Source organism: Methanoregula sp. (assembly GCF_002835825.1).
In the GTDB taxonomy this organism is placed as follows: domain Archaea; phylum Halobacteriota; class Methanomicrobia; order Methanomicrobiales; family Methanospirillaceae; genus Methanoregula.
Map to the genome: position 1 here is coordinate 1 of NZ_PIZH01000447.1, position 1,677 is coordinate 1,677.

Annotated in this window: 3 protein-coding genes and 1 pseudogene; 2 read left to right on the forward strand and 2 right to left on the reverse strand. The window is 57.5% G+C overall.

Annotated elements, in window-relative coordinates; translation table 11 throughout:
* A partial coding sequence (locus CW742_RS12120; RefSeq protein WP_292420725.1) for a hypothetical protein occupies nt 1-182 on the forward strand: 182 nt, incomplete at its 5' end.
* Nucleotides 183-194: 12 nt separating this feature from the next.
* Here the strand turns inward: CW742_RS12120 and CW742_RS12125 are convergent.
* Nucleotides 195-1,013, reverse strand: coding sequence for a methyltransferase domain-containing protein (locus tag CW742_RS12125; protein ID WP_292420727.1), 819 nt, complete (start codon nt 1,011-1,013; stop codon nt 195-197).
* A gap of 36 nt (nt 1,014-1,049) precedes the next feature.
* Nucleotides 1,050-1,175, reverse strand: a complete 126-nt coding sequence (locus tag CW742_RS12130; protein ID WP_292420729.1) for a hypothetical protein — start codon at nt 1,173-1,175, stop codon at nt 1,050-1,052.
* A 62-nt stretch (nt 1,176-1,237) separates the two neighbouring features.
* Between CW742_RS12130 and CW742_RS12135 the strand changes: the two are divergent.
* Nucleotides 1,238-1,677 (forward strand): annotated as a pseudogene (locus tag CW742_RS12135) (transglutaminase); the annotation flags it as partial.

Below are 1,677 nucleotides of genomic sequence, written 5' to 3' on the forward strand. Positions count from 1 at the left end.
AAGTCGAGGACCCGGCCACCTGGTGCAACCAGCCGTTCCGCGAGCCGGTCGGGGCGGTAGAGGAAATGGCGCAGGGGTGTGTCGAGATGGGCAGCGTGCTCCGGGTCGAAGACCTCGTGCTGCCGGTGGGCGTTTTGGTCATGAGGACTCATGAGAGATCGGTTGGGACACGTATGGCATAACGGTTCTGGTTCTCACGACTTGGTCCCGGTTACGGCAAACATGGTCCCTGCAAACGTGAACTGCCCTTTCGCGTGCGCCTCCTCAAGATCGCCAAGCCATGCAGCTACTTCATCGCGTGCAAGCACACCCTTCTCCTGAGCCGCTCCAAGGAACTGCTCCATATTCATCATCTTTGCAGCAACGGAAAAATCGTGCAGAACGAGCGGCTCCGGGTGAACCACAACGTCCGCGAGGTTCCGCTCCCGGAAGTAGCGATAGATCTTACGGCCGGTTGAGCCATCGGGGAACTGGTCAGCGCAGAACCGGAAGAAAGTGCGGGCGGTGTCCCGGCTGCCGGGGTCACAGATGAATGTCTCCCAGTCTGGCTCGATGGAGAGGAGCCGGCCGCCCGGGCGGAGCACCCGGATCATCTCGTCAAGGATCTGCCCGGGATTATCGAGAACCTGGAGCGTTCGTTCGATCCTGACCGCATCAAATCTCGCATCCGGGAATGGAAGTCTGTAGACATCGCCTGTCCGGAACGAGACCGGAAGGCCGGTGCCTTTTGCCTTTTTTTCAGCGATCGCGATCATCCGTTCGCTTACGTCGATACCGGTTACCTGCCCATTTTTCCCGACCATCGCTGCCATTCGGATGGCATCATAGCCCGGCCCGCAGCCGGCATCGAGAACCAGATCCCCCTCTTTCAGGTCAAGATATCCGTAGCTCCTCACCTTCATCTGCCGGGTCTCCGGCAGGGAGTCCACATACTCGAGGTACTGGACAAGGTGATCGGCCGTTTCGGTAGAATCGATGTTCCGGAATTCAGAGGAGATGGTCCGTTCAGCCATGCAGGTACTATTATTCCCCGGATATCTTATGGTTCCCTACACTCCGGGAAACAGCATGAGGATAAGGGGTACGGTCACGAGTGTGCTCAGGTAGGTGCAGACCACGATGGATGCTGCAAGTTTCCCGTCGCACTCGTACCGGTCGGCGATCTGCCCCGTCATACCGCATTTCCGAAGATTAATACCCGATGACTGCCGTCAGTTATCTCATACAAAGGTGTGTTATGAAACGACTTGTTCTCCTCATCGTGCTTGCTTTCGTTCTTGCGGCCGGCTGTACCTCCCCGGGGCAGACGCCTGCTCCCGCAACGCAGGCTCCTGATCCTGCAACTCTGGCAGACAACCTCTTCTCGCAGGCAGAGAAGGCGTTTGCATCCGACAATTACAACGCGGCTGCGGATCTCTACTTCAAAGCATATGAGCAATATAAAGCCGAAGGTAATGGAGAGCGGGCACGGGATGCCATGAACAAGGGATCGATCTCGGTCCGGATGCTTGCCGAGTCGCCGTATAACCGGTCAGTCATGATCGCTATGATCGACAAGGAGTTCCCGTCGGTTCCGGCAGAGCGCAAGGCCAGCTGGCTCCCCTGCGACGAGAGCCAGTGCATCGAGAGCGACGGGGAGACGTGGTATTTTGCCAATACTATCAACAATATCCGGTC

Excerpts from the sequence above, each read along its gene's own strand:
- CW742_RS12125 (WP_292420727.1), bottom strand. The coding sequence starts at position 1,013 with ATGGCTGAACGGACCATCTCCTCTGAATTCCGGAACATCGATTCTACC.
- CW742_RS12130 (WP_292420729.1), bottom strand. The coding sequence starts at position 1,175 with ATGACGGGGCAGATCGCCGACCGGTACGAGTGCGACGGGAAACTTGCA.